The 24263-nt window shown below is 57.6% G+C and carries 29 protein-coding genes and 1 tRNA gene; 9 read left to right on the top strand and 21 right to left on the bottom strand.

Going from position 1 to position 24263, the window contains the following annotated elements:
- Positions 1 to 2: 2 nt before the first annotated feature.
- The 6 genes from pheT to thrS form a co-directional block, all read right to left on the bottom strand.
- Positions 3 to 2381: a phenylalanine--tRNA ligase subunit beta gene (pheT, locus tag AB4N74_RS04835; protein WP_460098456.1), complete on the bottom strand. Its 2379-nt coding sequence runs from the start codon at positions 2379 to 2381 to the stop codon at positions 3 to 5.
- A gap of 26 nt (positions 2382 to 2407) precedes the next feature.
- Positions 2408 to 3424: a phenylalanine--tRNA ligase subunit alpha gene (pheS, locus tag AB4N74_RS04830; RefSeq protein WP_003226365.1), complete on the bottom strand. Its 1017-nt coding sequence runs from the start codon at positions 3422 to 3424 to the stop codon at positions 2408 to 2410.
- Between the two features lie 109 nt (positions 3425 to 3533).
- Positions 3534 to 3890 (bottom strand): 50S ribosomal protein L20, encoded by a 357-nt coding sequence (gene rplT / locus AB4N74_RS04825; RefSeq protein ID WP_007913489.1) that lies wholly within the window; start codon positions 3888 to 3890, stop codon positions 3534 to 3536.
- A 27-nt stretch (positions 3891 to 3917) separates the two neighbouring features.
- Complete coding sequence (rpmI, locus tag AB4N74_RS04820; RefSeq protein WP_002553160.1) at positions 3918 to 4112, bottom strand: 50S ribosomal protein L35; 195 nt, start codon at positions 4110 to 4112, stop codon at positions 3918 to 3920.
- Between the two features lie 60 nt (positions 4113 to 4172).
- Positions 4173 to 4724 carry a translation initiation factor IF-3 gene (gene infC / locus AB4N74_RS04815; protein ID WP_171057393.1) on the bottom strand — a complete coding sequence of 184 codons (552 nt, stop codon included), beginning with the start codon at positions 4722 to 4724 and terminating at the stop codon, positions 4173 to 4175.
- A complete protein-coding gene (thrS, locus tag AB4N74_RS04810) occupies positions 4724 to 6646 on the bottom strand; it encodes a threonine--tRNA ligase (RefSeq protein ID WP_007913488.1) in 1923 nt (640 codons plus the stop codon). Before thrS ends, infC begins: the two co-directional genes overlap by 1 nt.
- A 372-nt stretch (positions 6647 to 7018) precedes the next feature.
- Here thrS and AB4N74_RS04805 point away from each other — a divergent pair, with 372 nt between their 5' ends.
- Positions 7019 to 7321 carry a hypothetical protein gene (locus AB4N74_RS04805; RefSeq protein ID WP_093432157.1) on the top strand — a complete coding sequence of 101 codons (303 nt, stop codon included), beginning with the start codon at positions 7019 to 7021 and terminating at the stop codon, positions 7319 to 7321.
- 288 nt (positions 7322 to 7609) lie between these two features.
- A complete protein-coding gene (locus tag AB4N74_RS04800; RefSeq protein WP_003179963.1) occupies positions 7610 to 7822 on the top strand; it encodes a cold-shock protein in 213 nt (70 codons plus the stop codon).
- Between the two features lie 72 nt (positions 7823 to 7894).
- On the opposite strand, the gene AB4N74_RS04795 is transcribed toward AB4N74_RS04800, so the two are convergent.
- Both AB4N74_RS04795 and AB4N74_RS04790 read right to left on the bottom strand, forming a co-directional pair.
- The gene (locus AB4N74_RS04795) at positions 7895 to 8212 is read right to left on the bottom strand and encodes an I78 family peptidase inhibitor (protein ID WP_093432154.1); all 318 of its coding nucleotides are present in this window, start codon (positions 8210 to 8212) and stop codon (positions 7895 to 7897) included.
- 176 nt (positions 8213 to 8388) lie between these two features.
- On the bottom strand, positions 8389 to 8694 hold the full coding sequence (locus tag AB4N74_RS04790) for a hypothetical protein (protein ID WP_007913485.1): 306 nt from the start codon (positions 8692 to 8694) through the stop codon (positions 8389 to 8391).
- 131 nt (positions 8695 to 8825) lie between these two features.
- Here AB4N74_RS04790 and AB4N74_RS04785 point away from each other — a divergent pair, with 131 nt between their 5' ends.
- On the top strand, positions 8826 to 9038 hold the full coding sequence (locus AB4N74_RS04785) for a hypothetical protein (protein ID WP_460098453.1): 213 nt from the start codon (positions 8826 to 8828) through the stop codon (positions 9036 to 9038).
- A 31-nt stretch (positions 9039 to 9069) separates the two neighbouring features.
- On the opposite strand, the gene AB4N74_RS04780 is transcribed toward AB4N74_RS04785, so the two are convergent.
- The 8 genes from AB4N74_RS04780 to AB4N74_RS04745 form a co-directional block, all read right to left on the bottom strand.
- A complete protein-coding gene (locus tag AB4N74_RS04780; protein WP_093432149.1) occupies positions 9070 to 10098 on the bottom strand; it encodes a nucleoside hydrolase in 1029 nt (342 codons plus the stop codon).
- Between the two features lie 31 nt (positions 10099 to 10129).
- Complete coding sequence (gene rbsD / locus AB4N74_RS04775; RefSeq protein WP_093432146.1) at positions 10130 to 10534, bottom strand: D-ribose pyranase; 405 nt, start codon at positions 10532 to 10534, stop codon at positions 10130 to 10132.
- Complete coding sequence (rbsK, locus tag AB4N74_RS04770) at positions 10531 to 11448, bottom strand: ribokinase (protein WP_116255302.1); 918 nt, start codon at positions 11446 to 11448, stop codon at positions 10531 to 10533. Before rbsK ends, rbsD begins: the two co-directional genes overlap by 4 nt.
- A gap of 24 nt (positions 11449 to 11472) precedes the next feature.
- Positions 11473 to 12492 (bottom strand): LacI family DNA-binding transcriptional regulator, encoded by a 1020-nt coding sequence (locus AB4N74_RS04765; RefSeq protein WP_186624928.1) that lies wholly within the window; start codon positions 12490 to 12492, stop codon positions 11473 to 11475.
- Positions 12493 to 12495: 3 nt separating this feature from the next.
- Entirely contained in the window at positions 12496 to 13473 is a 978-nt protein-coding gene (locus tag AB4N74_RS04760; protein ID WP_093432140.1) for an ABC transporter permease, read from the bottom strand.
- Complete coding sequence (locus AB4N74_RS04755) at positions 13470 to 15023, bottom strand: sugar ABC transporter ATP-binding protein (protein WP_460098449.1); 1554 nt, start codon at positions 15021 to 15023, stop codon at positions 13470 to 13472. The genes AB4N74_RS04760 and AB4N74_RS04755 overlap by 4 nt, the downstream gene beginning before the upstream one ends.
- Before the next feature lie 56 nt (positions 15024 to 15079).
- Positions 15080 to 16036 (bottom strand): sugar ABC transporter substrate-binding protein, encoded by a 957-nt coding sequence (locus tag AB4N74_RS04750; protein WP_016984936.1) that lies wholly within the window; start codon positions 16034 to 16036, stop codon positions 15080 to 15082.
- A 200-nt stretch (positions 16037 to 16236) separates the two neighbouring features.
- On the bottom strand, positions 16237 to 16692 hold the full coding sequence (locus tag AB4N74_RS04745; RefSeq protein WP_093432134.1) for a hypothetical protein: 456 nt from the start codon (positions 16690 to 16692) through the stop codon (positions 16237 to 16239).
- A gap of 349 nt (positions 16693 to 17041) precedes the next feature.
- On the opposite strand from AB4N74_RS04745, the gene AB4N74_RS04740 reads away from it, so the two are divergent.
- The 3 genes from AB4N74_RS04740 (at position 17042) to AB4N74_RS04730 (ending at position 19290) form a co-directional block, all read left to right on the top strand.
- A complete protein-coding gene (locus AB4N74_RS04740; RefSeq protein WP_034152752.1) occupies positions 17042 to 18130 on the top strand; it encodes an asparaginase in 1089 nt (362 codons plus the stop codon).
- 196 nt (positions 18131 to 18326) lie between these two features.
- Positions 18327 to 18596: a DUF1654 domain-containing protein gene (locus tag AB4N74_RS04735; protein WP_371748305.1), complete on the top strand. Its 270-nt coding sequence runs from the start codon at positions 18327 to 18329 to the stop codon at positions 18594 to 18596.
- A 4-nt stretch (positions 18597 to 18600) separates the two neighbouring features.
- The gene (locus AB4N74_RS04730) at positions 18601 to 19290 is read left to right on the top strand and encodes an endonuclease (protein WP_093432123.1); all 690 of its coding nucleotides are present in this window, start codon (positions 18601 to 18603) and stop codon (positions 19288 to 19290) included.
- Between the two features lie 106 nt (positions 19291 to 19396).
- Here AB4N74_RS04730 and AB4N74_RS04725 read toward each other — a convergent pair whose 3' ends face one another.
- The gene (locus AB4N74_RS04725; protein ID WP_306674245.1) at positions 19397 to 19588 is read right to left on the bottom strand and encodes a hypothetical protein; all 192 of its coding nucleotides are present in this window, start codon (positions 19586 to 19588) and stop codon (positions 19397 to 19399) included.
- Positions 19589 to 19599: 11 nt separating this feature from the next.
- Positions 19600 to 19968 (bottom strand): SPOR domain-containing protein, encoded by a 369-nt coding sequence (locus AB4N74_RS04720; RefSeq protein ID WP_257358069.1) that lies wholly within the window; start codon positions 19966 to 19968, stop codon positions 19600 to 19602.
- Between the two features lie 250 nt (positions 19969 to 20218).
- Between AB4N74_RS04720 and csrA the strand changes: the two genes are divergently transcribed.
- The gene (gene csrA / locus AB4N74_RS04715; protein WP_003179932.1) at positions 20219 to 20413 is read left to right on the top strand and encodes a carbon storage regulator CsrA; all 195 of its coding nucleotides are present in this window, start codon (positions 20219 to 20221) and stop codon (positions 20411 to 20413) included.
- Between the two features lie 225 nt (positions 20414 to 20638).
- Here the strand turns inward: csrA and AB4N74_RS04710 are convergent, their stop codons facing one another.
- On the bottom strand, positions 20639 to 21094 hold the full coding sequence (locus tag AB4N74_RS04710; protein ID WP_460098445.1) for a DUF2214 family protein: 456 nt from the start codon (positions 21092 to 21094) through the stop codon (positions 20639 to 20641).
- Between AB4N74_RS04710 and AB4N74_RS04705 the strand changes: the two genes are divergently transcribed.
- Entirely contained in the window at positions 21083 to 21295 is a 213-nt protein-coding gene (locus AB4N74_RS04705; RefSeq protein WP_460098443.1) for a hypothetical protein, read from the top strand. The two genes, AB4N74_RS04710 and AB4N74_RS04705, sit on opposite strands and share 12 nt — an antisense overlap.
- A 404-nt stretch (positions 21296 to 21699) precedes the next feature.
- Here AB4N74_RS04705 and AB4N74_RS04700 read toward each other — a convergent pair.
- Positions 21700 to 21776 (bottom strand) — tRNA-Val (locus AB4N74_RS04700).
- A gap of 183 nt (positions 21777 to 21959) precedes the next feature.
- Between AB4N74_RS04700 and AB4N74_RS04695 the strand changes: the two genes are divergently transcribed.
- Entirely contained in the window at positions 21960 to 23243 is a 1284-nt protein-coding gene (locus AB4N74_RS04695; RefSeq protein ID WP_093432114.1) for an NAD(P)/FAD-dependent oxidoreductase, read from the top strand.
- Positions 23244 to 23290: 47 nt separating this feature from the next.
- Here AB4N74_RS04695 and AB4N74_RS04690 read toward each other — a convergent pair whose 3' ends face one another.
- Complete coding sequence (locus tag AB4N74_RS04690; protein ID WP_460098441.1) at positions 23291 to 24262, bottom strand: XdhC family protein; 972 nt, start codon at positions 24260 to 24262, stop codon at positions 23291 to 23293.
- Position 24263 lies beyond the last annotated feature (1 nt).

Here is a 24263-nt window from a genome sequence, read left to right as displayed (position 1 = left end):
CGTCACTTCCTTAACGTGGCGTTCAACCTTTGTTCGAGCGAGGTGAGGATATTTTGCGTCGTCGAATTCACCTCATCGTCATTAAGAGTGCGCGATGGATGCTGCCAGGTCAAGCCAACTGCAAGGCTTTTTCTATCAGGATCAATGCCTTTACCCTGATACACGTCAAACAGCCTGAGATCCGTGAGCCATTCGCCTGCATTTTCACGGATTACGTCCAGTACGGACGCGGACGCGACGTCTTTGTGCGCAATCAGTGCAAGGTCACGACGCACTTCAGGAAAGCGCGACAACTCGTGGAATTTCGGCATTTTACCGAGTGCCACTTCAGCCAGAACCAGCTCGAAAACGAAGACCGGACGGTCCAGACCCAAGGCTTTCGACAATTCCGGGTGAATGGCGCCGATGAAACCGACTTCACGCCCTTCGCGCTCGATGCGCGCGGTTTGACCCGGGTGCAACGCAGGGTGTTTGCCCGGAGCGAAGGTGAACGAATCCAGTGCACCGGCGAAGCCGAGCACCGCTTCCACATCAGCCTTGACGTCGAAGAAATCAACCGTGTCGCGACCTTGCGCCCAACCTTCCGGCAGGCGGCTACCGCAAACCACGCCGGACAGCATCGGCTCTTGCTTCAGGCCTTCGAGCTGACCAACGAAGCGCAGACCGCTTTCGAACAGACGCACGCGATCTTGCTGACGGTTGAGGTTGTGCTGCAGCGCCTTGACCAGACCCGGCCACAGCGACGAGCGCATGGCTGCCATGTCATTAGAGATCGGATTGGCCAGCAACAGCGGCTCGACGCCCGGACTGAACAGTTCGAACTGACGCGGATCGATGAAGCTGTAAGTGATCGCTTCCTGATAACCACGCGCTACCAGCAGGCGGCGCAGTTCCGGCAGATCGCTACGCGCTTCGGCTTTGGCTTGCGGCGCCAGACGCGCTTGCGGGTAACGAACCGGCAGACGGTTGTAGCCGTACAGACGCGCCAGTTCTTCGATCAGATCGACTTCCAGACTGATGTCGAAGCGATGGCTTGGCACTTCTACGCGCCACTGGCCTTCGCCATCGGCAGTAATACCTAGACCCAGGCCGCCGAGCAAACGCTCAACCTGGGCGGAATCCATTTCCATACCCAGCATCTGGGTGATGCGCTGGGAGCGCAGAGTGATCGGTGCGATCGACGGCAGATGTTGCTCGCTGACGGTCTCGATGATCGGGCCGGCTTCGCCGCCAGTGATGTCCAGCAGCAGGCCAGTGGCGCGCTCCATGGCTTCACGGGCCAGTTGCCAGTCAACGCCACGCTCATAGCGGTGCGAAGCATCGGTGTGCAGGCCGTAGGAGCGAGCCTTGCCAGCAACAGCGATCTGGTCGAAGAACGCACTCTCCAGGAATACGTCGCGAGTCGTCGCAGAGACGCCGCTGTGTTCGCCGCCCATCACACCGGCAATCGCCAGCGCGCGGGTGTGGTCGGCGATGACCAGCGTATCGCTACGCAGACTGACTTCCTGACCGTCGAGCAGAACGAGCTTCTCGCCCTCTTCCGCCATGCGCACACGGATGCCGCCGTTGATTTCGGCGAGATCGAAGGCGTGCAGCGGCTGACCCAGCTCGAGCATCACGTAGTTGGTGATGTCGACGGCAGCGTCGATGCTGCGCACGTCGGCGCGACGCAGACGTTCCACCATCCACAGCGGCGTTGGCTTGGACAGGTCAACGTTACGGATAACGCGGCCCAGGTAACGCGGGCACGCGGCTGGGGCCAGCACTTCTACCGAACGCACTTCGTCGTGCGCGGCAGGAATGGCCATGACCACCGGACGGGTGACCGGCGCGGCATACAGTGCGCCGACTTCACGGGCCAGACCGGCCAGGGACAGGCAGTCGCCGCGGTTCGGGGTCAGATCGACCTCGATGCTGGCGTCTTCCAGATCCAGGTACACACGGAAGTCTTCGCCCACCGGTGCATCGACCGGCAGCTCCATCAGACCGTCGTTGCCTTCACCGATCTGCAGCTCGGCTTGCGAGCACAGCATGCCGTTCGACTCGACGCCGCGCAGCTTGGCCTTCTTGATCTTGAAGTCGCCCGGCAGCTCAGCGCCGATCATGGCGAACGGAATCTTCAGGCCCGGACGCACGTTTGGCGCACCGCACACGACCTGGAAAGTTTCCGCGCCATTGCTGACCTGGCACACACGCAGCTTGTCGGCATCAGGGTGTTGCTCGGTGCTCAGCACCTCACCCACCACCACACCACTGAAAACACCGGCGGCCGGGGTCACGCTATCGACCTCAAGGCCCGCCATCGACAGACGAGCAACCAGCTCGTCGCGATTTACCTGCGGGCTAACCCAGCCACGCAGCCATTGTTCACTGAATTTCATCCTGCTCTCCTAAGAATTCGTTACGACTAGCGAAATTGCGCGAGGAACCGCAAGTCGTTGTCGAAGAACAGACGCAAGTCGTTCACGCCGTAACGGAGCATGGCCAGACGCTCGACACCCATGCCGAAAGCAAAACCGGAGAACTCTTCCGGATCAATGCCGGACATGCGCAACACGTTCGGGTGAACCATGCCGCAGCCCATCACTTCCAGCCAGCCAGTCTGCTTGCAGACACGGCAGCCTTTACCGCTGCACATCACGCATTCCATATCGACTTCAGCGGACGGCTCGGTGAACGGGAAGTACGAAGGACGGAAACGTACGGCCAGCTCTTTTTCGAAGAACACCCGCAGGAATTCTTCGATGGTGCCTTTGAGATCGGCAAAATTGATGTCGCGATCAACCAGCAGGCCTTCGACCTGGTGGAACATCGGCGAGTGGGTGATATCGGAGTCGCTGCGATACACGCGGCCCGGGCAGACGATGCGGATCGGCGGCTGTTTCGATTCCATGGTGCGGACCTGTACCGGCGAGGTATGGGTGCGCAGCAGCATGTTGGCGTTGAAATAGAAGGTGTCATGCATCGACCGGGCCGGGTGATGGCCTGGGATGTTGAGCGCTTCAAAGTTGTGATAGTCGTCTTCGACCTCAGGGCCTTCGGCGATGCCGTAGCCGATGCGGGTGAAGAACTGTTCAACACGTTCCAGAGTCCGGGTCACCGGATGCAGACCACCAGAGGTCTGGCCACGGCCCGGCAACGTCACGTCAATGGATTCGGCGGACAGTTTGGCAGCCAGTTCGGCTTCTTCAAACAGAGCCATGCGCGCATTGAGTACGCCTGTGACACGTTCCTTGGCAACGTTGATCAGGGCGCCGACTTGCGGACGCTCTTCTGCCGGCAAATTCCCCAGGGTCTTCATCACCTGAGTCAATTCGCCCTTTTTGCCAAGGTATTGAACCCGGATTTGCTCCAGGGCATTGATATCTTCAGCGCTTTGCACAGCCTCTAGTGCTTGAGAGACCAGCGCATCCAGGTTTTCCATGTACAGACTCCAGATACAAAATAGGGGAAGAGCTTGAAGGCTCTTCCCCTATTTAAGACGTTTACCACCCGGCCCCACGGAAGTGAGGCCGGGTGATTGTCGGGGGTACTTAAGCCAAGGTGGCTTTAGCTTTCTCGACAATCGCAGCAAACACCGCTTTTTCGTTCACTGCCAGATCAGCCAGAACCTTACGGTCGATCTCGATGGACGCTTTTTTCAGGCCAGCGATGAAACGGCTGTAGGACAGACCGTTAACACGAGCACCAGCGTTGATACGAGCGATCCACAGAGCGCGGAACTGACGTTTTTTCTGACGACGGTCACGGTAGGCGTATTGGCCTGCCTTGATTACCGCTTGCTTGGCAACACGGAATACGCGGGAGCGTGCGCCGTAGTAGCCTTTAGCAAGTTTCAGAATTTTTTTGTGACGCTTACGGGCAATGACGCCACGCTTTACACGAGCCATGAGTTACTTCCTCTATTCTTGACTAAATTAACGAAGGCGCAGCATGCGCTCGACTTTTGCCACGTCAGACGGATGCAGCAAGCTGCTACCGCGCAGTTGACGCTTACGCTTGGTCGACATTTTAGTCAGGATGTGGCTCTTGAAAGCGTGCTTGTGCTTGATACCGTTAGCAGTTTTCAGAAACCGCTTAGCAGCACCACTTTTGGTTTTCATTTTTGGCATGTTCGGATACTCCGCATTCAGTTGATAAACATAATCAGAAGGCCTGCCGTGCCCTGTTGATTACTTCTTCTTTTTCGGGGCGATGACCATGATCAGCTGGCGTCCTTCCATCTTAGGATGCTGTTCGACAGAACCGTACTCGAGCAGGTCAGCTTCAACCCGCTTGAGGAGTTCCATCCCCAGCTCCTGGTGGGCCATCTCACGGCCGCGGAATCGCAAGGATACCTTGGCCCTGTCCCCATCACTCAGGAAACGTACCAGGTTGCGCAGTTTTACCTGGTAATCCCCTTCCTCCGTCCCTGGACGAAACTTGATTTCTTTTACCTGAATCTGCTTCTGGTTCTTCTTCGCCGCGGCAACCTGCTTCTTCTTTTCGAAGATCGATTTGCCGTAATCCATCACACGGCAAACCGGTGGGATTGCGTCTGCGGAGATTTCCACCAGATCAAGCTTTGCTTCTTCAGCAATACGAAGCGCTTCATCAATCGAGACGATGCCAATCTGCTCGCCATCAGCGCCAATTAACCGAACCTCGCGTGCCGAGATATTCTCGTTGATCGGGGCTTTCGGTGCAGCTCGTTTATCTTGTCTCATTTCACGCTTAATAATAATTACTCCGAATCTGGGCGACCACGCCGGGAAACCGCTTGCGCGAGAAACTCAGCGAACTGGGCGACGGGCATCGAGCCCAGGTCAGCACCTTCACGAGTACGCACAGCGACAGTCTGCATCTCGACTTCCTTATCTCCGATAACCAAAAGATAGGGAACCTTGAGCAAAGTATGCTCGCGGATTTTAAAGCCGATCTTTTCATTTCTCAAGTCGGACTTGGCACGAAATCCGCTTTCGTTGAGAGTTTTTTCAACTTCTGCAACAAAATCTGCCTGTTTATCAGTGATATTCATGATCACCGCCTGGGTTGGCGCGAGCCACGCAGGGAACGCACCTTCGTAGTGCTCGATCAGAATCCCGACGAAGCGCTCGAAGGAACCGAGGATCGCACGGTGCAACATCACTGGGTGTTTGCGGCTGTTGTCTTCAGAGACGTATTCAGCGCCCAAACGGACAGGCAGGTTAAAATCGAGCTGCAGAGTACCACATTGCCAGACCCGACCAAGGCAGTCTTTCAGCGAGAACTCGATCTTCGGACCGTAGAACGCACCTTCACCCGGCTGCAGATCGTACGGCAGGCCCGCAGAATCAAGGGCTGCAGCCAAAGCAGCTTCAGCGCGATCCCACAGCTCGTCGGAACCGACGCGTTTTTCCGGACGAGTGGACAGTTTCATCTCGACATCGGTAAAGCCGAAGTCACGATAAACGTCCATGGTCAGCTTGATGAACGCAGCGGACTCAGCCTGCATCTGCTCTTCGGTGCAGAAGATGTGAGCGTCGTCCTGAGTGAACGCACGTACGCGCATGATGCCGTGCAGCGCACCCGATGGCTCGTTACGGTGGCAGGCACCGAACTCGGCCAGACGCATCGGCAGCTCGCGGTAGCTCTTCAGGCCCTGATTGAACACCTGCACGTGGCACGGGCAGTTCATCGGCTTGATCGCGTAGTCGCGGTTTTCCGACTGCGTGGTGAACATGTTGTCGGCGTAGTTGGCCCAGTGCCCGGATTTCTCCCACAGGCTGCGGTCAACGACTTGCGGCGTCTTGATCTCAAGGTAGCCGTTGTCGCGCTGGATCTTGCGCATGTACTGCTCGAGCACCTGGTACAGAGTCCAGCCGTTCGGGTGCCAGAACACCATGCCCGGGGATTCTTCCTGGGTGTGGAACAGGCCCAGACGCTTGCCGATCTTGCGGTGATCGCGCTTCTCAGCTTCTTCGATGCGCTGGATGTAAGCCGCCAGCTGCTTCTTGTCTGCCCAAGCGGTGCCGTAAACGCGCTGCAATTGCTCGTTCTTGGCGTCGCCGCGCCAGTAGGCACCGGACAGTTTGGTCAGCTTGAAGGATTTCAGGAAACGCGTGTTCGGCACGTGCGGACCGCGGCACATGTCGACGTATTCTTCGTGATAGTACAGACCCATGGCCTGTTCGTTCGGCATGTCCTCGACCAGGCGCAACTTGTAGTCTTCGCCACGAGCCTTGAACACTTCGATCACTTCGGCGCGCGGAGTGACTTTCTTGATGACGTCGTAATCTTTTTCGATCAGCTGTTGCATGCGCTGTTCGATAGCGGCCATGTCGTCCGGAGTGAAAGGACGCTCGAAGGCGATGTCGTAATAGAAGCCTTCGTCGATGACCGGCCCGATGACCATTTTCGCAGTCGGGTACAGCTGCTTGACCGCGTGGCCAACCAGGTGCGCGCAAGAGTGGCGAATGATCTCCAGCCCCTCTTCATCCTTAGGCGTAATGATTTGCAGGGTCGCGTCGCTGCTGATGATGTCGCTGGCGTCGACCAGTTGGCCATTGACCTTGCCGGCCAGTGTGGCTTTGGCCAGACCGGCACCAATGGATGCGGCGACCTCGGCTACGGAAACCGGGTGATCGAATGAACGTTGACTGCCGTCGGGAAGAGTAATAGTTGGCATGGCGCCTCCTCTCCTAGTGGTGACCCCTACCAAAGGTCACGTGGGTTGGGATGAGCCAGTACAAGATCCGATCCAGGCCATTCAATGACGAACGCCTGCCTTACAGCGGCAGGAGCCTTGCGGCCAACCGGAAAACCGAACCAGAGTGACTGGGATTCAAATCGAAAATATTCGCACGTTGACCGCTGCCGGGACTGAAGGTCATCCGGCGCCAGAGAACGCTTGAGCCCGGCATGCTAGCACAGATGAGCGGTCACTTATGCCTCTGTTTGATCAGAAGGCAAATCGTCTGTTTTTATGCCAGAGTGCTGAACTTGATAGGCCTTTCAGCCCTCAGATAACAAGACATTGACCCACAAGGAGCATCCTCGCATGCGTCTGAATACCCTGTTCGCCGTAGTCGCCCCTATCGTTATGCTGCTGCCACTGAGCGCCCACGCCGACTGGCCGAAGGGCGAGCGCGAGAAGTACATGGCGCAGTGCACCCAGGCGGCGACCCCACAGATCGGCGCTGCGGCAGCCAAATCTCATTGTGCCTGTGGCGCTGACGCCATCAAGTCCTATCCTGCCGCCGACATTCAGGCGCTGATGGACAACAAGGCCACCCCTGAACTGCAGCAGAAAGCGCTGGGCCAAATCGCCAAATGCAAGGCGAATACTCCGGCGAAAAAGTAAGAAAAAAAGCGTCCTGACTCGGCCCAGCGCCCTTGAAAAGGGCTGAATTTGCGTCTTTTCAGACGTTTTATGCAGGTTTTACAGGTTTTTTTATCGTCTTTACGTTCCGCTAAAAGCCTTGTAAACCGGGGCTTTCAGCCGATAAAGGCAGTAAAGAAAACACGACTGATTGGCAAACAGCACGTCCAGGGGGCTACCAAAGCGAACATTTCGACTATGATACCCGGGTGTGCCCAGTTGGCCTGAGCAGCACAGTACTGAAAAATATATGTTTCTTGGAGATACACCATGTCTAATCGCCAAACCGGCACCGTTAAGTGGTTCAACGATGAAAAAGGCTTCGGCTTCATCACTCCTCAAGGTGGCGGTGACGACCTGTTCGTACACTTCAAAGCTATCGAATCCGACGGTTTCAAAAGCCTGAAAGAAGGCCAGACCGTCTCCTTCGTGGCTGAGAAAGGCCAAAAGGGTATGCAAGCTGCACAGGTTCGCCCAGAGTAATTTCTGCGCGCACTAAAAAAACCCCGTCCAAGTGACGGGGTTTTTTATGCCTGCAACAAAAGTGGCGCGTGATCAGCCGCAGTTGACGCGAGTGATCACCAGATTGTTGTCGGTGTTCAGGTTCAAGCGATCGGAGCGGTACTCGAGCGTGATCATGTCGTTCGGCTTGAGGAAGCGGGCATTTTGCGCCCCGGCTTTGCTGCGCGCCTGCTCCAGAAGCTCTGGCGAAGCTTTCTTGCCAATGGCGAATTCCGCCGCCGATGCTTCACAGCGGCTGTGACCGGCTTCGGTTGCCGCAGATTCCTTTGCCGACTCGCTGGAGGTCGTGCTGCAACCGGCCAGCATGGCAGCGGCCATAAGTGCACCCAGTGTCGCGAACTTCAAAGGCATGAAGCCTCCTTGTTTTCAAAATGGTTAAACTGAGATCGTGCGACCGCCATTCAAGCGATTGGTTTCACAGCCAAGGCCATCACCAATCACCCTGCCCCACGATCGGAAAAACGCCGAGTGTGCCTGAGGGGCATGCGTCACTTCATCAATCAATCGTGACTGAATATTAACGACGCTCAATAAACGTCGATGTAGTCATACGGCGGATTCGGCCAGTTGTCCTTCAGCGCATTGAAAATTTGCATCACCCACACCTCGTCACTGGCCGCGACATTGCCCACGTAGCCCGAGCCCTTGGCCCAGGTTTCCAGGCGAAACAGCAAGCCGTCGATATCCTGCCCACCGGTAACGCCGGAGGAAATGTAAGCGATACCGCCCTTGGTCACGCGCAGCTGCGTGTGTTCGTCATCACTGGCCGAGGCGAGCAACTGGCGCACCGCGTCGAGCGTGAGGCCGTCAGGGGTGTTCAAATCGATCTGCACAACACGATCCTTGAAAAGCTTTAAAAGACCAAGTGTCGCATAGCGATCCGTTCATGCCTAAGTCGCAGTGCCAAATGCCCGACAAAATGGTTAACTCAAACCCAAGATCTTCCGACTATTCGAGCGCTCTCATGACCACCATCAGCATCGACGCCGCCATTAATGCCAAATGGGCAGACGGACACAGCTCTTACAGCCCGGGAACCACCGAGGAGCTTGCGCTGATTGGTATCGATTTATTGGTCAAAGAGTTGGGCACAGAAGCGGCCAAGCAATTCATCAAGCAGATTTTCGAGCGCTACCCGACCGAACAGGTCGAACACGAACACGTAGAGAAAGGGTAAACCCGCAGGCTGGCACCTGCGGGCGAGTAGCTTACTTCAGACGCTTCAGGCGCTCGGTGAGCAAATCAAAGAAGCCTTGCGCGTCGCCATTTTCCACCCAGAAGGCGTTTTTCGGCGCCTTCAGGCCGTCGTACCAATCGACGATGGTCTGACCGAAAGTCGGCCCTTCACGGCTATCCACCACGACATTCACCGAGCGACCGGTGAACAGTTCCGGCTTGAGCAGATAGGCCACAACGGTAGCGTCATGCACCGGACCACCCGGAATACCGTAGTGCTCCATATCGCCTTTGATGTACTCGTTGAGAATGTCGCCGACAATCTTGCTCGCGTTGTTGTTCAGCGCAGCGATCTGTTTCAGGCGCGCATCACTGGTGAGAATCTTGTGGGTCACGTCCAGCGGCAGGTAGGTCAGTTTCACGCCGCTTTTCAGGACCACTTCAGCCGCTTGCGGGTCAGCAAACAGGTTGAATTCCGCCACCGGGGTGATGTTGCCACCGTTGAAGTGCGCCCCGCCCATGATCACCACTTCCTTGATGCCCTGAACAATTTCAGGCTCCTGGATCAGCGCCAGCGCCAGGTTGGTCTGTGGACCGAGCATGGCGATCGTGATGCTGTGCGGCTTGGCTTTTTTCAGGGTATCGATCAGGTAATTGACCGCATTGCCTTCAGCCAGCCCCTTTTTCGGTTCGTGCACGGTGACACCCGACAGGCCTTCCTTGCCATGGATGTTCTCGGCGTAGATCGGTGTGCGCATCAGCGGCTTCGGCGCGCCAGCATAAACCGGTACGTCCTCGCGCCCTGCCCACTCGCGCGCCAGTCGTGCGTTACGCGAAGTCTTGTCGAGGCGCACGTTGCCGGCCACGGTGGTCAGCGCGCGAATGTTAAGTTCGTCCGGCGAGGCCAGGGCGAACAGCAAGGCGACCACATCGTCGGCACCCGGGTCGGTGTCGATGATCAGGTCGATTTTTTCCGCCGCCTGGGCGCCGGTGGCAGTTATTACGGACAAAAGCAGCAGGCTCCGGATGAATTGATGCAGTTTCTGAGCATAGCGTTGCATGGCGCATTCCTTGTGCTTGTGAAATCAAAAGTTAAAAGGTGACTCCAGCGACCAGCACGATGTTGCAGTACGGCTGGCATTCCCCTGTACGAACAATCGCCCGAGCCTGTCGGCTGAGAACCTTGAATTGCTCGTGACTGAGCAGATCACGACGGCCCAGAGCGCCCTCTTCACTCAACTGCTCCAGGGTATTCAGCGCGGTCGGTTGCTTGTCGAAGATTTCTTTGGCCAATGCATGGCTTTCCACTTGCATCTCGCTGAGCACGACCTTCAGGGTGCTGACGAAATCCGGGATGCCGTGAGTCAGCGCCAGATCAATCAGCTCGACACCCGGCGGCACTGGCAGCCCGGCATCACCAATGACCACCATGTCGCCATGGCCCAGGGACGCGATCAGCCGCGACAATGCGACGTTGAGCAGAGGAGTCTTTTTCATGCGGGTTTAAAGGCCTGTACGTCGGATAGGGTTGGAATGGACGGCTGTGCGCCGGCGCGGGTTACCGATAACGCGGCGGCGATCTGCCCGAAACGAATCGCCTCGGCCTCGGACTTGCCATTGGCCAGCGCAGCAGCGAAACCACCCACGAACGTGTCGCCTGCGGCCGTGGTGTCGACAGCCTTCACTTTGGGCGCCGGGAAATGCTCAAAGCTTTGGCCATTAGCGAACAGCGAGCCTTGCGCACCAAGGGTAATAATGACTTTGCCCGCACCCATAGCGATCAACTGACTGGCTGCACTTTCTGCCGTTTCCTGCGAGTCCACCGGCAAGCCGCTCAACACGGTCGCTTCGCTCTCATTGGGGATCAGGTAGTCGATCGCCGCAAACCAGTCCGCCGGCAGTGGACGACTGGCCGGTGCCGGATTGAGGATGACAACTTTACCCAGCGCGCGCGCACGCTTGAGCGCATGCCCCACCGTGGCATCCGGAATTTCGAGCTGGCAGATGATCACGTCTGCGGCTTGCAGCACCGCATCAAACCGGTCGATCACTGCGGGCGTCATGGCGCCATTGGCGCCGGCGACGATGACAATGGCGTTCTGACTGTTGTCATCGACCACGATCAACGCCACGCCACTGGAGTCATCGACGGTGCTCACTGCCTGGCAATCGATCTGTTCGGCCAACAAGGCGTTGCGTAGTTGCACGCCATAATCGTCGCTGCCAACACAGCCAACCATCGCCACCTGCGCGCCCAAACGCGCTGCGGCCACCGCCTGATTGGCGCCCTTGCCGCCGGAAACCGTGGCAAACGAATGACCGATCAACGTTTCGCCGCCGACCGGCAGCCGTGGCGCCCGGGTCACCAGATCCATGTTCAGGCTGCCTATTACCACTACATTTGCTGGCATACATCATTACTCGTCAATTCGGTTTCAGCGGTATTCGGTGAACACGCCGGACAACGGTGCAGTGGATTCGCGCAAGACAATACTCGGGGTCACGATCCGTTGATCAGTGCCCAGGCTCGGCGTGGCAATCCTGCGCAGCAGCACTTCGGCCGCCATCTCGCCCAGTTGCAGGATTGATTGCCCCACCGTGGTGAGTGCCGGGTAGACGTAACGACTCATCTGGATATCGTCGAAACCAATCACCGACAGCTCGCTCGGCACGCGCACATTGCGCTCCGCCGCCGCTCGCAGCACACCAATGCCGATCATGTCGTTACCGGCAAAGATTGCGCTCGGCGGATTGCGCTCGAGCAGAATCGCCGCTGCGTTGTACCCGCCAGTACTGGTGAAATCGCTTTCCAGCATGCGCTCCTGACGGACGTCAACGCCCGCCTCTTTCAGCGCTCGGCAATAACCGGCCAGACGCATCTGCGCAACACTGGTGCTGGCCGGGCCGCCGATGGTGGCGATGTCGCGGTGCCCCAACTCAAGCAAGTGCCGGGTCGCGAGGTAAGCGCCGTATTCGTGGTCGATACGCACCAGATCGGCATCGACGCCATCCAGACCTCGGTCGACGATGACCATCGGCGTTTTCACCCCGGCCAACCCCTGCGCCAGACCGCTGTCACCGCCAGCGGAAGCAACGATCAAACCGTCGATGCGTTTCTCCAGCAACACGCGCAAATAGCTGCGCTGCTTGTCGGGATTGTCGTCGGAGTTGCAGAGGATCACGCAATAGCCGTTACGCTCGCAATAATCCTCGATGCCCCGCGCCAACTCGGCGAAATACGGGTTGAGACTGTTGGGCACCAGCAGGCCGATGGTTGCAGTGGTCTTGGCTTTGAGCGAGCGCGCCACCGCACTCGGCACATAGTCGAGGCTCTTGATCGCCGCCTCGACTTTCAACCGCACCTCCCGACTCACCGGCCGGGTGTTGTTCACCACATGCGACACCGTCGTGTAGGAAATCCCCGCGAGGGCTGCCACATCCTTGATCGTTGCCATCTCTTAGCCCCGGCGACTGGCGCGCTGACTGCGATAAGTGTCGAGCACCACCGCGATCACGATGACGGCGCCGGTGATGATTCGTTTGGTCGGCTCAGTCGCACCGATCTGCGCCAGACCTGCCGCCAGGACCGAAATGATCAACACGCCAAAGAATGTGCTGATCACCGAACCACGCCCGCCCATCAGGCTGGTACCACCGATAACCACAGCTGCGATTACCTGCAACTCCAGACCGGAACCGGCATTCGGGTCAGCGGCTTCCAGACGGGAAATCTGGAACAGCGCAGCGATACCGGCCAGCAGCCCCATCAGGCTGAAGACCAGAATCTTGTAGGGTTTCGGATTGATCCCCGCGAGGCGCACCGCCTCTTCGTTGGTGCCAATGCCGATCAGGTAGCGACCGAATACGGTACGGGTCAACACGGCCTGAGCGATGATAATCACCAGCAAAGCAATGATAAACGATGGCGAGATGCCGAACGCGATCGGGTTCGACAGCCAGGCAAACGAATCACCGATGTACGCGGTGCGCGATCCCGTCATCTGATAAGCCAGACCCCGAGCCATTTCCAGCACACCGAGAGAAACGATGAACGATGGAATCCGCCACGCCACCGTGATCGAACCGGTGACGGTTCCAGCCAGCGCCGCCACTGCCATTCCGAGCAACGCCGACGGCAATACGCTCCAGCCCCAACCGAGAATGGCGACGCTGACCGTCGAAGCGGCAAGCGCCAATACCGAACCCACCGAAAGGTCGATGCCGCCGATGATCAACACGAAGGTCATGCCGACCGCCAGCACCATCAGATCAGGGATCTGGTTGGCCAGCGTACTGAAGGTGTTATAGGACAGAAAGTGGCTGCTCAAGACCGAGAACAGCGCAATCATCGCCAGCAAGGCGCCGGCCAGGCCCAGATAAGTGCCCAGACCGTAGAAGTTGCCACTACGTTTGCCGGCAGGAGATGCAGTTTTCATGGGAGATCCCTAGGCGCCGCTTCATTGAGCAACGCATCACGTTTTTGGTAGCCGGCGAACGCGGCGGCAAGCAAGTCATCCTGGGTCCAGCTGTCGCGCTCGAAGGTGTCGATCAACCGGCCGGCCGACAACACGCCGATGCGGTCACAGATCAGCATCAACTCACGCAGATCACTGGACACCACCACCAGCGCTTTGCCCTGGCGCGTCAGTTCGCCGAGCAAGGCATAAATGTCGAACTTGGCGCCGACGTCGATGCCACGGGTCGGCTCGTCGAACAGCAGCACCGAACAGTCGCGCTCCAGCCAGCGGCCGATCACGACCTTCTGCTGGTTGCCACCGGACAGCTCGGAGACCAATTGTGTCGGACTCGAACTGCGGATGCGCATGGCGTCGATCTGACGCTGCGCCAAAGCGATTTCGTCGCCGTTGTTGACGACACCGCCACTGGAGATTTCCGGCATGTTGCCCAGTGCGATGTTGGCGCTGATCGATTGACTCAGCAGCAGGCCTTCACCTTTGCGGTCTTCGGTGATCAATGCGATACCGTTGCGCACCGCATCGACCGGCGAGCGCACACTGACCACTTTGGCCGGGGAGCCGAGCGCGATGGTGCCGCTGTCGGCAACGTCCGCACCAAAAATCAGTCGCAGCAGTTCTGTGCGCCCTGCCCCGATCAATCCGGAAATCCCGAAGATCTCGCCGGCACGGACTTCGAATGAAACATCGCGCACTTTGTCAGAGCGATTCAAACCCGTGACAGTCAGCGCCGGGGCGCCGATATTGCGCGGGCCCATGTCGATGTGTTCGCCCAGTTCACGACCGACCATCAGCGTAACCAGTTGCTCGCTGTTGTAATTGGCCACCGGCTCGACACAGACCAGATTGCCGTCGCGCAGCACGGCAATGCGCTGTGCGACACGGGCCAGCTCTTCGAGACGGTGGGAAATGTAAATGATCGAAACGCCGCGCGCCTGCAACCGGGTGATCTGCTCGAACAGCATTTCGACTTCACGTGCGGTCAGCATCGCGGTCGGCTCATCGAGAATCAGCACATGGCAATCGCCAATCAGGTTACGGGCAATTTCAACCATCTGCTGATGCCCGATCCCCAACTCGCCGACCAGCGTATCCGGATCAATCGCGTCGAGACCGACTTGCGCCATGGCTTCGATCGCTGCTTTGCGCAGTTGTTTTCGGCTGATCCAGCCGCCGTTGCTTGGCAGGTTGTCGAGAAACAGGTTTTCCGCGACCGACAGTGTCGGCAACAGATTGAGCTCTTGCATGACCATACGCACGCCGAGCTCTTCAGCCTGGGTGCGGCTGCCCGGACGATAGTCCTTGCCCTGGAATTGCATCTGGCCGGTGGTCGGCGTGACCAGTCCGCCAATGATTTTCGACAGGGTACTTTTGCCGGCACCATTCTCGCCGGTCAGCGCCAGCACTTCACCGCGCATCAGCGTCAGATCGATGCCGGTGAGCACCGGTTGCGCATAGGTCTTACCGATACCGCTGACCGAGAGGACAGCGTTCGGGGCGGAAACTGACATAAAAACTCTCCATGCGCTCGCCCGGACGGACGAGCGCCGTTGTGTCGCCAGAAGACTTACTTGGTGACCAGCTCGACCGGTGTTTCGATCACGCCGTTGGCGCCGCTGTCGACTTTCTCGCCCTTGATGATTTTCAGCGCGGTTTCGATGCCGAACACTGCCTGCTTGGCAGCGAACTGGTCAGCCGTGGCCAACACGCGGCCATCCTTCAACATTGGCTTGATAGCGTTGATGTTGTCGTATCCGACCACCTGAACCTGACCGGCCTTGCCAGCGGCACGTACTGCGGAAACGGCGCCGACGGCCATGCTGTCGTTACCGGCCAGCAGCGCTTTGACGTCCGGGTATTCGCTGAGGATCGAAGCGGCAACCTTGTTGCCCTTGTCGATTTCCCAGTCACCTGATTGCAGGGAAACGATCTTGATCTGTGCGGCGTCCATCGCATCCTTGAAGCCAGCGGTACGTTGCTGAGCGTTGGTCGTGGTGGACACGCCTTCAATGATGCCGACTTCGTCACCGGCCTTGAGCTGCTTGGCCAGGTACTCACCGACCAGACGGGCGCCTTTGCGATTGTCCGGACCTACGAAGGGCACGCTGATGTTTTTGCTTTTGACGATGGCCGGATCGAGTTGGTTGTCGATGTTGATCACGGTGATACCAGCATCGACGGCTTTCTTGATCACCGGCACCATGGCCTTGGAATCGGAAGGCGCGATCACCAGTGCATTGACCTTGGCCAGGATCATTTGCTCGACGATGCGGGTCTGGCCAGCAGTATCGGTTTCATCCTTGATGCCATTAGAGATCAGGTCAAAATCGGCGGAGTGTTCTTTCTGGTACGCCTTGGCGCCATCTTCCATGGTCAGGAAGAATTCGTTGGCCAGAGACTTCATGACCAGCGCAACTTTGGGTTTTTCGGCGGATTCGGCGAATGCCGAGGAGACAGGTAGTGCGGCGGCTGTGGCAGCCAGCATAGCGACAGCAAGAAGACGTCCAGCGAATGGCAGCTTCATGGGTTCACTCCGATCTTATGATTATTGTGAGCAACGCTTGCGCTGGCGTAAGCTACTTGGCTATCTGCAGGGCCATAGTGCCCCGAGAGCGCCGCGCAAACGTTTGCGTAGACCGAACTATGCGAATCCCGCCGACATTTGTCAACAATCAGAAATCGGTATTGATTAAAGGACGAATCCGTTGCTTCGCCCCTCGATGCTCAGGCAGTGGTGTTGACCACGTTGCCGCTGGTGGAGCCCTGGGACATTTCCTTGAGCAACGCCGCCGCGACCTCCATGAGTGCGCCGCTGGTCTGCGCGATCTGACCCTGAATGGACATCACCGCCTGCGACTTGGCCTCAGGCGTCGGATAGCTCGCAGCCTGAGCCGCCGCCAGTTGCTGTTGCTGCTCCTGCAGTTGCTTCTGCAACTCTTTCATCCGCTTGAGCAGCATTTTCACGGTGACATTCAGACTGTCGCCGCTGTCCGCGCTATCGGCCTGACTGGCTTCTTGCGCAGGGCCGCCGGTCCTGACCTGGTTGCTCGGCTCTTTTTCAACGCCCAGCGCCTCGTCGGAAGCGTCCGCTTCTGCCTGGTTCATCGCATTGATCGTCGCTGCGGTTTTACCGCCGATAGTGACTGTACCCGGGTTTGAAAAACCGATCGTCAGTGACATGTGAACTCCCTAAAAAAGCGTTTCCCAGACCAACCATCGGCCTCAAGGCCGGTTTCTTTAGTAAAGAATCCGGAGCCGACAACCGGTTTCATTCGACAAAAGCCGCAATCCCTTTCGGTGAACCGAACGCGAAAGCCACCAATGTTCGGAAACCCGGATAAACGCTTCGCCCCACCATTTGCAAATCCATAAAATCTTGATGTAAATCATCAAGTTAAACATTTCTCTAAAGCAAAGTAGGGCTGGTACAGATCCTGCTCCCTAGCCTGCACCCCGAGCATTCAGATCGGCTCAGGGCGCATCTAGATGAACCTGCATCAGCACCGTCTCACTACTAGAGAGAAAAATAATGAAATCTGCTTTCAACACTTTGGTTCCGGGCGCTTTGGCCCTTCTCCTACTCCTGCCCACCGCCCTTCAGGCGAAAGAAGTCGAAACCCAGACCAAGCTCGCTAACGTCGTAGTCCTTGCCACCGGCGGCACCATCGCCGGCGCCGGCGCGAGCGCCGCCAACAGCGCCACCTATCAAGCGGCGAAGGTTGGCGTCGAACAATTGATCGCCGGCATTCCCGAGCTGAGCAAACTGGCAAACGTGCGTGGCGAACAAGTCATGCAGATTGCTTCGGAAAGCATCACCAACGAAAACCTGCTGCAACTGGGTCGTCGCGTGGCCGAACTGGCCGATAGCAAAGACGTCGATGGCATCGTCATCACCCACGGCACCGACACCCTGGAAGAAACCGCTTACTTCCTCAACCTGGTAGAAAAAACCGACAAGCCAATCATCGTCGTCGGCTCAATGCGTCCGGGTACCGCGATGTCCGCCGATGGCATGCTCAACCTGTACAACGCCGTGGCCGTGGCCAGCAGCAAAGAAGCGCACGGCAAAGGCGTACTGGTGACCATGAACGATGAAATCCAGTCCGGTCGTGACGTCAGCAAGATGATCAACATCAAGACCGAAGCATTCAAAAGCGCCTGGGGCCCACTGGGCATGGTGGTTGAAGGCAAATCCTACTGGTTCCGCTTGCCAGCCAAGCGTCACACCATGGATTCGGAATTCGATATCAAAAATATCAAGAGCCTGCCTGACGTAGAAATCGCTTATTCCTACGGCAACGTCAGCGATACTGCCTACAAGGCTCTCGCACAATCCGGTGCCAAGGCGATCATCCATGCCGGCACCGGTAACGGCTCGGTCTCCTCCCGCGTGGTTCCAGCCCTGCAAGCGCTGCGCAAGGATGGTGTGCAAATCATTCGTTCCTCCCACGTCAACGCTGGCGGCTTCGTTCTGCGTAACGCTGAACAGCCAGACGACAAATACGACTGGGTTGTCGCTCACGACCTGAACCCGCAGAAAGCCCGCATCCTGGCAATGGTCGCCCTGACCAAAACCAATGACAGCAAAGAGCTGCAACGGATGTTCTGGGAATACTGATGGACTTTCGCCCGGTCAATTCTTGATTGGGCACCCTGCACCACTCGCCTGACGGGCGGGTGGTGCAACGCTCACAAAGCTCTCGCACTTTTCCTACAAAAAACTCGGCACGACCTACACCAAAATCCGAAAACCGCTGTCAGAGGATTTTCTTGAATTTTAAGCAGTTGCGAAAATGCTTACAGTTAAATACTGTATGCACGTACAGCTTAATAAGGATAACCTCGTGGCCACCTCCCCTGATGCTCCTGACGCTTACGAACGCATAGGCATGCGCGTTCAGAAAATCATCAATTCCCCCACCGCACAAAAAGCCAAAGCCGCACTGATCTTTCGTCTTCCGGACGAGCCGATGGACGAGTGGGAGCGCCTGCTTGAGGAAATCGACGAGAACGACAACGTCACCCTCGCCTATCGCGACGACGGTGGCGTGCAGATTTTTTGGGTTGTGCCGAAGGAAGATTGATTCAATGAGTGTCCGCTGTTTTGCTTTGCTGTTGTTGTTTTTCGCCATGGGTGCCCAGGCTGGCGCACCCCGCACATTCACCGAAGCCAAGAAGGTCGCCTGGAAACTGTATGCGCCGCAGTCCACAGAGTTTTATTGCGGGTGCAAGTACACTGGCAATAAAGTTGATCTGAAGGCTTGCGGTTACGTACCGCGCAAGAATGCCAAGCGCGCATCACGCATCGAGTGGGAACACATTGTGCCGGCCTGGCAGTTCGGCCATCAGCGCCAATGCTGGCAGGAAGGCGGACGCAAGAACTGCACCCGTTACGACCCGACCTATCAAAAGGCCGAAGCCGATTTGCATAACCTGGTGCCAAGCATTGGCGAGGTCAATGGCGATCGCAGCAACTTCAGCTACGGCTGGTTGCCCGTGCAGTCCGGGCAATACGGTTCGTGCCTGACCCAGGTCGACTTCAAGGCGAAGAAGGTCATGCCCCGCCCGTCGATTCGCGGCATGATCGCCCGCACGTACTTCTACATGAGCAAGCAATACGGCTTGCGCCTGTCGAAGCAGGATCGCCAATTGTATGAAGCGTGGGACAAGACTTACCCGGTGCAGGACTGGGAGCGTCAGCGTAATCAGAGCGTGGCGTGCGTGATGGGGCGCGGCAATGAGTTTGTCGGCCCGGTGAACATGAAAGCCTGCGGCTGATTGCAGCTCAGACAAAAAAGGCCTCGAACGTGATGTTCGAGGCCTTTTCTTTTGCACCTGATTAGCGGCTTTGTTGTGTCGCCAGCAGCCCATCAAACTCAGTGACTCACGAGGTATGCCACGCTCTTTGATCAGGTATCTGCGCAATATTCATGACGGCTGTCGACTCTCCGGCAATCCAGCCGTAAAAGCCGTCAGTGGCGGTGTCGGCGATTTCCTGGAGAATGTTCTTTTCCATGTCGACGTCAGCCAACTCAATCGCTTGCCCCGCTGCTGCCATATCAACTGGCAGAGTCAACGCCCGTTCGTTTACGGCGTGAGCGGATGCTCGACCAGCACCGACTCAACGTTCTGTTTCTTGGCCTTCACCAACGCTGCATCCACTTGCACCTTACGTGCTTCAGCTTCAGCCTGAGAGTTGAACGGACCAATCAGAATTCGCGTTTTGCCGCCGCTGTCCTTGATCACCGTAGGCACGAAGGCGTGCTCGATCAGCCAGCCACTCAGGTCGCTGACAGCCTGTGGCGTTTCACCGCGCACTTCGAGATCCCATTGTGGTGCAGCGGCCGCCGCCGGCGCGGTTACTGCAGCCGATTGTGGTTTTGGCGCCTCTACATTCTTGCCTTCACCACACCCTGCCAATACCAGTGCCGCGACTACCCAAACCAATTTGCGCACAACGCTTTCCTCGAAATTCTCAAAGCCGCGATCTTATCATTCATAAATACTTCGCGAGCCCCGCAAAATGGGCACAAAACAACGAGATTGATGCTTGCAGCCTCTGTATAGTTACGCCCTGGGAATTAATGCCGCTTCTGCGCGTCAGAAAGAGGCACCCAAACCGTGAGACTTCGCACTAATCTATACGTACCACCGACCTCTGCACTGTCTGAATCAGGTGCCCTACAAAGCAATCAAGGAGAAGACCATGCTGATACTCACCCGCAAAGTCGGTGAAAGCATAAACATTGGTGATGACATTACGATCACCATTCTGGGCGTAAGCGGCCAACAGGTCCGCATTGGTATCAACGCTCCGAAAAACGTTGCCGTGCACCGTGAAGAGATTTACCAGCGCATTCAGGCTGGCCTGACCGCCCCGGACAAGCCACAAACTCCCTGAGCCAGATCGCAGTCAGTAGCCAGTCCGTTTACCTTGTGGAATGACTGGCTAGAGATTCACGCGCCGTATTGCCATCCGCTCCCCACTCTGTTGGGCACGGCGCCTGACACGCAAAACCCGACTCCCCTTCCAACCTCTCCCCGCATGCTCTTGCTGCCCGATACTACCTGCCATCCCCGAGGCTGGCTGTCGGACATTTCCGATAGAGCGCAGAGAATTCGCCCTCTAACCGAATGTCACACCACGCGCCATGCCTGTGGCCGCAATCACCATCAGCACCAGCAACAACGCCTCGACATGACTGATTCGCGCGTACAGCTTCGCGCGCCCGGCATCGATTGCTGCGCCGCGTGCGGAAGCGATCCGCCACTTGACCAACGTGATCATCGGGGCGAGTTCTACAATCAGGATCAGCACAAACAGCATCATCTTCAGATGAAACAGTGGCTGATGAAGATAATAGTCAGTGCCCTTTTCAAAGCCTCCAAAAGCCCGCACTCCCCCTGTCACCAGCAGAATCAATGCAGAGATGCCCCATAGGTTATCGGCCAGCAAAACGCGCCGGGGCTCGCCTGAACCGGCAGCAAGGCGACTAAACGCCGTGCCACGCGTCAGTACCGCCCAGAATCCCAAGGCAAATGCCAGCAGATGAACAGCTGCAAGAAACCAATGAACCAGCATCGATACCCCCTCATTGCAGAGTTGAAAATCGGCCAGTCAGTAGTAGTTGAAAAAACCAGGATGTGCCTGCGGGGTGTCGCCAGGCTTTCAGGAGAGATAGAAAGGAGAGATTTCAGCCAGTTGAGGCAAATCGCAGGCAAAAAAAATCCCAAGCAGCTGATGGAAGCTTGGGATTTAAAAATGCATAAACCGTGGTGGTGAACGCGGGACGAATGTTACTTAATCCCACGAACAGTAACAACATTTTTTTGATAACTGGCTGGTTAGTAACACTCGTAACCTGTTCAATATCCACACTTTTTCAAAGGGCGCTGGCGACGAACGGTGAATCGTCAACCAACTGCCTGACCCGACGACGCAGAAATTCGATCAGAGGCGGGAGGCACGACGAGGACTTGCGCACGCCATTCAGCAAGGACCGCTAAACGGTGAAGCACGACTCGCAGTGGATCAACAGGCCTCGCATGGAATTTCGAATGCCCTGAGATCGACTAAACGCGAGGTCCAGCTGGCGCCCTGAGGAGGGTTTTGCAAATCGCAGACAACAAAAAAGGGCCCACCTTTCGGTGAGCCCTTCTAGACCGCCCAGCAGAGCGGATTTTGTTTGGTAGGCGCGATTGGACTCGAACCAACGACCCCCACCATGTCAAGGTGGTGCTCTAACCAACTGAGCTACGTGCCTGCTGTGAGGCGGCATTCTACGGAATTCCGGAGGGGTGTCAACACCTTTTTTTCACCTAACCCTATGAATATGCAAAATATTTAATTTCGGCTCGCCGACGCAGATTTTCCGGTGGCTGGCGGAGGTTTTTCAACTCGGGTAGGATCGACGCAATCGTAAAATATATTAAACAGAGGCTGCAGGATGGCGAACACCCCTTACCCAGAGTCTTATTACGCTGCGTCGGCCAATGCCGTACCGCCCCGCCCTGCCTTGCAGGATGATGTGGAGACGGACGTCTGTGTGATCGGCGCCGGGTATACCGGATTGTCCTCAGCGCTGTTCCTGTTGGAGAACGGTTTTCGCGTCACCGTGCTGGAGGCGGCCAAGGTCGGGTTCGGCGCCTCCGGGCGTAATGGCGGGCAGATCGTTAACAGTTATAGCCGTGACATTGATGTGATCGAACGCAGCGTCGGACCGAAGCAGGCGCAACTTCTCGGGCAGATGGCATTCGAAGGCGGCCGGATCATTCGCGAGCGCGTGGCCAAGTACAACATCCAGTGCGACCTGAAGGACGGCGGCGTGTTCGCGGCGCTGACGGCCAAGCAGATGGGCCACCTGGAATCGCAGAAGCGCCTCTGGGAGCGCTTCGGTCATACGCAACTGGAACTGCTCGATCAGCGCCGCATTCGCGAAGTGGTTGCGTGCGATCAGTACGTCGGCGGCATGCTCGACATGAGCGGTGGGCACATCCACCCGCTGAACCTTGCGCTGGGCGAAGCGGCGGCGGTCGAGTCTCTCGGCGGCACGATCCATGAACAGTCACCCGCCGTGCGCATCGAGCGCGGCGCCAACCCGGTGGTGCACACGCCGCAGGGCAAGGTCAGGGCCAAGTTCATCATCGTCGCGGGCAATGCCTACCTCGGTAATCTGGTGCCGGAGCTTGCGGCCAAATCAATGCCGTGCGGCACGCAAGTCATCACCACCGAGCCACTGGGTGACGAGCTGGCGAAAGCGCTGCTGCCGCAGGACTACTGCGTTGAAGACTGCAATTACCTGCTCGACTACTACCGCCTCACGGGCGACAAGCGCCTGATCTTCGGCGGCGGTGTGGTGTATGGCGCGCGCGACCCGGCGAACATCGAAGCGATCATCCGCCCGAAAATGCTCAAGGCCTTCCCGCAGCTCAAGGATGTGAAGATTGACTACGCCTGGACCGGAAATTTCCTGCTGACCCTGTCGCGCTTGCCACAGGTCGGGCGCCTGGGCGACAACATCTATTATTCGCAGGGTTGCAGCGGCCATGGCGTGACCTACACGCATCTTGCAGGCAAAGTGCTGGCCGAAGCGCTACGCGGTCAGGCCGAGCGCTTTGATGCGTTTGCCGATTTGCCACATTACCCGTTCCCCGGCGGGCAGTTGCTGCGTACGCCATTTGCGGCGTTGGGCGCTTGGTATTACGGCTTGCGCGACAAATTCGGGATGTAAAAAAGGGCCGCTGAACAGCGGCCCTTCTTATTCAACACAGAACGGTTTCAGAGTTGGTCTCGGGCAATCCCGTTACGGATTCGCAAGATATCCGCCAGCACCGCCAAGGCAATTTCCGCTGGCGTCTTGCTGCCGAGGTTAAGACCGATCGGCGCATGAATCCGCGCCAGCTCCGCCTCGCCCAAGCCGCCAATTCGACGCAAACGCTCGAAGCGCTTCTGTGACGTCTGCAGCGAGCCCATCACGCCAATGTAGAACGCTTCGGTGCGCACCGCTTCCATCATCGCCAGGTCATCGATACGCGGATCGTGAGTGAGCGCTACGACTGCGGTATCACGATGACAGCTACCGTCAGCAATAAACACCGACGGCAACTGCCGACGAATCTCCACGCCATCCAGCACCACGCCTTCAAGCACCTCGTCGCGCGGATCGCAGAGAATCACCTCAAAACCCAATCCAACGGCAAACTCGGCACACGCCTGCGCCACACTGGAATACCCGGCGAGCAACAAACGCTGCGCCGCGCCGACACGAGCGCGCACCCGATCAATCTCACGCTCGATCCGCGCGCCCTGCTCGCGATCAGCGAACAGACTGCGTGCACCGCTGGCCAGATCGACCTCGCGAATCAAGCGGCGCTGACCGAGCAGCGCCGACTCCAATTCACGCAGATGCGCCTGTACCTCGCAGTCGGCGTCAAATTTCTCTACCAACACATCGAGAATTCCGCCACAAGGCAGGCTGACCCGCGAGCGCGGATCATCACCCTCCCCATATCGCACGACCTTGACCGCATCGATAAACGCACCTTCGGCGACGCGCTCGAGAAAATCCTCCTCGACGCAACCACCGGACAGCGAACCGATCCACTGTCCGTCATCGTTCACCGCCAGCAGCGAACCCGGCGCACGCGGTGCCGAACCATAAGTCGTCAGCACGGTGCAGAGCCAGATGCGCTGCCCCGCCACCGACCACTCCAGCGCGCGGCGCACCACTTGTAGATCGAGATGCTGCATG

The organism is Pseudomonas sp. H3_C08 (genome assembly GCF_054669455.1).
This window is presented reverse-complemented; position numbering and strand designations above follow the sequence as displayed.

Bases quoted from the DNA above. Each gene is read 5' to 3' on its own strand.
- AB4N74_RS04755 (WP_460098449.1), bottom strand. From the start codon at position 15,023: ATGTCAGTTTCCGCCCCGAACGCTGTCCTCTCGGTCAGCGGTATCGGT.
- AB4N74_RS04760 (WP_093432140.1), bottom strand. From the start codon at position 13,473: ATGAAAACTGCATCTCCTGCCGGCAAACGTAGTGGCAACTTCTACGGT.
- AB4N74_RS04745 (WP_093432134.1), bottom strand. From the start codon at position 16,692: ATGTCACTGACGATCGGTTTTTCAAACCCGGGTACAGTCACTATCGGC.
- pheS (WP_003226365.1), bottom strand. From the start codon at position 3,424: ATGGAAAACCTGGATGCGCTGGTCTCTCAAGCACTAGAGGCTGTGCAA.
- rbsK (WP_116255302.1), bottom strand. From the start codon at position 11,448: ATGCCAGCAAATGTAGTGGTAATAGGCAGCCTGAACATGGATCTGGTG.
- rpmI (WP_002553160.1), bottom strand. From the start codon at position 4,112: ATGCCAAAAATGAAAACCAAAAGTGGTGCTGCTAAGCGGTTTCTGAAA.
- AB4N74_RS04765 (WP_186624928.1), bottom strand. From the start codon at position 12,492: ATGGCAACGATCAAGGATGTGGCAGCCCTCGCGGGGATTTCCTACACG.
- AB4N74_RS04785 (WP_460098453.1), top strand. From the start codon at position 8,826: ATGACCACCATCAGCATCGACGCCGCCATTAATGCCAAATGGGCAGAC.
- AB4N74_RS04705 (WP_460098443.1), top strand. From the start codon at position 21,083: ATGAACCAGCATCGATACCCCCTCATTGCAGAGTTGAAAATCGGCCAG.
- pheT (WP_460098456.1), bottom strand. From the start codon at position 2,381: ATGAAATTCAGTGAACAATGGCTGCGTGGCTGGGTTAGCCCGCAGGTA.
- AB4N74_RS04780 (WP_093432149.1), bottom strand. From the start codon at position 10,098: ATGCAACGCTATGCTCAGAAACTGCATCAATTCATCCGGAGCCTGCTG.
- AB4N74_RS04805 (WP_093432157.1), top strand. From the start codon at position 7,019: ATGCGTCTGAATACCCTGTTCGCCGTAGTCGCCCCTATCGTTATGCTG.
- AB4N74_RS04730 (WP_093432123.1), top strand. From the start codon at position 18,601: ATGAGTGTCCGCTGTTTTGCTTTGCTGTTGTTGTTTTTCGCCATGGGT.
- thrS (WP_007913488.1), bottom strand. From the start codon at position 6,646: ATGCCAACTATTACTCTTCCCGACGGCAGTCAACGTTCATTCGATCAC.
- AB4N74_RS04740 (WP_034152752.1), top strand. From the start codon at position 17,042: ATGAAATCTGCTTTCAACACTTTGGTTCCGGGCGCTTTGGCCCTTCTC.
- AB4N74_RS04710 (WP_460098445.1), bottom strand. From the start codon at position 21,094: ATGCTGGTTCATTGGTTTCTTGCAGCTGTTCATCTGCTGGCATTTGCC.
- AB4N74_RS04750 (WP_016984936.1), bottom strand. From the start codon at position 16,036: ATGAAGCTGCCATTCGCTGGACGTCTTCTTGCTGTCGCTATGCTGGCT.
- AB4N74_RS04800 (WP_003179963.1), top strand. From the start codon at position 7,610: ATGTCTAATCGCCAAACCGGCACCGTTAAGTGGTTCAACGATGAAAAA.
- rplT (WP_007913489.1), bottom strand. From the start codon at position 3,890: ATGGCTCGTGTAAAGCGTGGCGTCATTGCCCGTAAGCGTCACAAAAAA.
- csrA (WP_003179932.1), top strand. From the start codon at position 20,219: ATGCTGATACTCACCCGCAAAGTCGGTGAAAGCATAAACATTGGTGAT.
- AB4N74_RS04695 (WP_093432114.1), top strand. From the start codon at position 21,960: ATGGCGAACACCCCTTACCCAGAGTCTTATTACGCTGCGTCGGCCAAT.
- AB4N74_RS04690 (WP_460098441.1), bottom strand. From the start codon at position 24,262: ATGCAGCATCTCGATCTACAAGTGGTGCGCCGCGCGCTGGAGTGGTCG.
- rbsD (WP_093432146.1), bottom strand. From the start codon at position 10,534: ATGAAAAAGACTCCTCTGCTCAACGTCGCATTGTCGCGGCTGATCGCG.
- AB4N74_RS04795 (WP_093432154.1), bottom strand. From the start codon at position 8,212: ATGCCTTTGAAGTTCGCGACACTGGGTGCACTTATGGCCGCTGCCATG.
- AB4N74_RS04735 (WP_371748305.1), top strand. From the start codon at position 18,327: ATGCACGTACAGCTTAATAAGGATAACCTCGTGGCCACCTCCCCTGAT.